General features: G+C 70.0%; 4 protein-coding genes and 1 tRNA gene. 3 read left to right on the top strand and 2 right to left on the bottom strand.

Annotation, left to right across the window (positions count from 1 at the left end):
• From VKN16_27070 to VKN16_27060, 3 genes are all read left to right on the top strand, one after another.
• A partial coding sequence (locus VKN16_27070; protein ID HME97881.1) for a hypothetical protein occupies positions 1-282 on the top strand: 282 nt, incomplete at its 5' end.
• Positions 283-287: 5 nt separating this feature from the next.
• A complete protein-coding gene (locus VKN16_27065) occupies positions 288-560 on the top strand; it encodes a hypothetical protein (protein HME97880.1) in 273 nt (90 codons plus the stop codon).
• Between the two features lie 30 nt (positions 561-590).
• Positions 591-667: transfer RNA gene (locus VKN16_27060), tRNA-Arg, on the top strand.
• A 263-nt stretch (positions 668-930) separates the two neighbouring features.
• Here VKN16_27060 and istB read toward each other — a convergent pair.
• Entirely contained in the window at positions 931-1,791 is an 861-nt protein-coding gene (gene istB / locus VKN16_27055) for an IS21-like element helper ATPase IstB (protein HME97879.1), read from the bottom strand.
• The gene (gene istA, locus VKN16_27050) at positions 1,788-3,002 is read right to left on the bottom strand and encodes an IS21 family transposase (GenBank protein HME97878.1); all 1,215 of its coding nucleotides are present in this window, start codon (positions 3,000-3,002) and stop codon (positions 1,788-1,790) included. The genes istB and istA overlap by 4 nt, the downstream gene beginning before the upstream one ends.
• Positions 3,003-3,236 lie beyond the last annotated feature (234 nt).

The raw sequence follows: 3,236 nt of genomic DNA, 5'->3' as shown, positions 1-3,236 counted from the left end.
GAGCATCTGCTGATCACGATCGAGTCGCGCGAGGGCGCACTGGTGGAAGAGCTCTGGATCAACGGACTCGAATTCCGTCTGACGGTGGAGCGGATGGCGCGCGGGCGGACGACTCTCAAGCGAGTGGTGGCGATCAAGAGCCGCGGTTACGTCCCGGCCGAGCATCCGTGCGGCGCGCCTCCGCAGGACGCCGAAGGAGGCCAGCTCCGTCTGGCCGGCGTACCGGGAGCCCCGAGGCTGCGCGCGCTCGGCCGCATCCGGAGCGAGCCCGCGGAGCGGTAGGCCGGGTGTATCCGCGCAACCACGAGCTGGCGCGCGAGCTCGCCCGGGCCATCAGCCAGCTGCCCCTGGCGCTTCAGCCGGCCGCGCGTCGGCACGTCCGCGAATACCTCGCCGACTTCGCCCGCGTCCTCGCGGCCGGCGAATCTCCCGACGCCTTCATGGCCCGCCGCAAGCAGTTCTTCCGCTTCCTCAGGCGCCGCGCCAGCGCCCCCCCGACGGGCGAAGGACGACCCGCCTCACGGCGTATGATGTTAAAATTTCGGCGATCTAGCTCGTGAGCGGCGCAGTCGGCGCCGCCTTGGTGGGACGCCCCCGTAGCTCAGGTGGATAGAGCAGCAGTTTCCTAAACTGCGTGCCGGGTGTTCGAGTCACCCCGGGGGCACCATTCCTGTCACGCAGTTACCGCGCGACTTCATCCGCCGGGTGGCCTCTCCGGGTGCCGCCAGGGTGCCATTGGGTGCCGGAGTAGCAGCCGGGCGCGGCGACCGCAACCGCGCTTCAGCGGCTCCCCGCTCAGCCTCGATAGCCGTAGCGAGACCCTCCACATCCCCGACACCGGTCCCCGGTAGGAATCGCGGGGCCAGGCCGCCGGGAGCGGCTCTTCGGGCTGCAGACCCTAGGCCCGCGAGGCTTTCACCCAGTGTACTGTCAACGCCGGCGTACTCTTGACCCACCTTCGCCGGTTTGGAATTGACCCGCCTCCGGCGGGTTGTCGTTGGCGGCGTCGTCTCGGGGTCCCGTGAGGGCGGCCGTGCCGACGCCGATGAGCCCGGCCTGCTTCTTCTCCCGCAGGCGGTAGCTCTCGCCGCGGATGTTGAGGACGTGGCTGTGATGGAGCAGGCGGTCGAGGATCGCCGTGGCGATCACGGCGTCGCCGAGGACCTCGCCCCACTCCCCGAAGCCCTTGTTCGACGTCAGGATGATGCTGCCGCGCTCGTAGCGCGCCGAGACCAGGGTGAAAAAGGCGGTGGCCGCCATCCGGTCGTAGGGCCAGACGCCGAACTCATCGATGATGAGCAGCTTGGGCGCCAGATAGATCCGCAGCCGGCGTTCCAGACGGTGCTCGGCCTGGGCGCGCCGGAGATCCTCGAGCAGCTCGTGCGCCCGCACGAAGTAGACGCCGGAGCCCTGCTCGATCGCGCGCAGCCCGAGGGCGATGGCCAGATGCGTCTTGCCGACGCCCGGCGGACCGAGGAAGAGGATATTCGCCGCCTCGCTGATGAAGGTCAGCGTGGCCAGGTCGCGCACCTGGCGTTTGTCGATCGACGGCTGGAAGCGGAAATCAAACTGGTCGAGCGTGCGCTGAAACGGCAGATGCGCCAGCCGGGTACGCGTGCGCAGGTAGCGCTCGCGCCGGGCGGCCGTTTCGGTGCTGAGCAGGTCGGCCAGGAAGTCGGCATACGGGAGCTGCTTCTGGGCCGCCGCTTCGAGCCGGCCGTCCAGCACCGCGGCGGCCTCGGCGAGCCCGAGGTGCTCCAGCGACTGGCGGGCCTGGGCTGCGGCGATCATCGGCCAGCTCCGACGAGCTCGTCATAGACGGCCAGCGAGCGCGTCTCGACGTCAAGCGCGGCGCGCTGCCGGCCGAGCGGCTCCGCGGCGCGTCGGGCGTCGGTGCGGGGCAGGCCGGCCCACTGCCCGGGCAGCACCAGACGCTGCCCGGGGCGCGTCGCGCGCGGGTGCACGGCCAGCCGGGCCCCGCCGGCCCAGATTTCGACCGTGCTCTCGGTGACGGCGACGTGCACCCGCTGCCCCGCCCAGGTCCACGGCACGCCGTACCAGCCGCGCTCCCAGGCCACGAAGCCGTCGCGCCCGACCCGACGCTCCTCGCGCAGAAACGGCTCGACGCGCTCGGCGCGGGGCAGCGGGAGCAGCTGGGGCGCCTCGCGGGCGAAGCGGTCGACCGGCCGCTCGTCGGTAGTGCCGTGCACGCGCACATTGGCCACGCGCTCCATCCACGCGTGCGCCTGGCGGTTGAGGTCGACGCCGTCGCGAAACTCGACCGCTGGCCAGAAATTGTGCTTCACGTACTTGATGCCGCTCTCGACACGTCCCTTGGTTTGGGCCCGATACGGGCGACACAGCCGCGCTTCGAAGCCGACCCGGAGCGCGAAGTCCAGAAACGTGGCGTTCCAGTGCGGCACGCCGGCGGCGTCCCGCCCCAGGACCACGACCTTCGTATTGTCGTAGAGGCACGTCCGCGGAAGGCCGCCGAAGTGCTCGAAGGCATTCAGGTGGCAGCGGATGAAGCTCGCGACATCGGCGCGGCGGATGAACTCGACATAGAGCAGCCGCGACCAGGCCAGGACCATCGCGAAGCCCCAGTACCAGTGCCGCTGGCCGTCCGGGGTCAGGAATGGGAAGTGCCCAAAGTCGACCTGCGCCTGCTCCCCCGGCTTGGTCTCGAAGCGCATCGTCGCCTTCACCGCGCGGCCCAGCCGGAGTGGCCGCACGTGGTCCTTCAGAATGGAGTAGCTCCCGGCGTAGCCTTGCGCGCGGAGTTCACGCAGCAAGACCACGCAGTTTTCCACACCGGCCGCCAGGCGCCGGCGGATGGGATCACGGAACGGATCCAGCTTGGACGGCCGCCGCGACCGCGGCTTCGCCACCGGCAGCCCGGGGGCCCGCAGGTACTTCCGGACCGTGTTCCTCGAAATGTCCAACCTCCTGGCGATCGCCCGAATCGACAGGTGCTGCCCCGACAGCTCCACGAGCTGCTTCACGGTCGACCCTCCGAGCACTCGGCGGCACCTCCCAGGGTGAGATACCCCAGAAGAGCCGGTGGGCCGGGGGGTGGGTCAAATCTAAATCGGCGTTAGTGGGTCAATTTACAGCCGGCGATGACAGTACCCGCTGGTAGCCCTACCGGCTGTCCTACTGCGCACGGAATGTGCGGTGGTAAGGCGCCGAGAGCGCCCCTCCATGCTAGGCTCCGACGGGGGCCCGCGATGCACGCT

Source organism: Candidatus Methylomirabilota bacterium (assembly GCA_035315345.1).
Classification (GTDB): domain Bacteria; phylum Methylomirabilota; class Methylomirabilia; order Rokubacteriales; family CSP1-6; genus CAMLFJ01.
The sequence above is the reverse complement of the archived record's forward strand: the minus strand, read 5'-3'. Positions and strand labels throughout refer to the sequence as shown.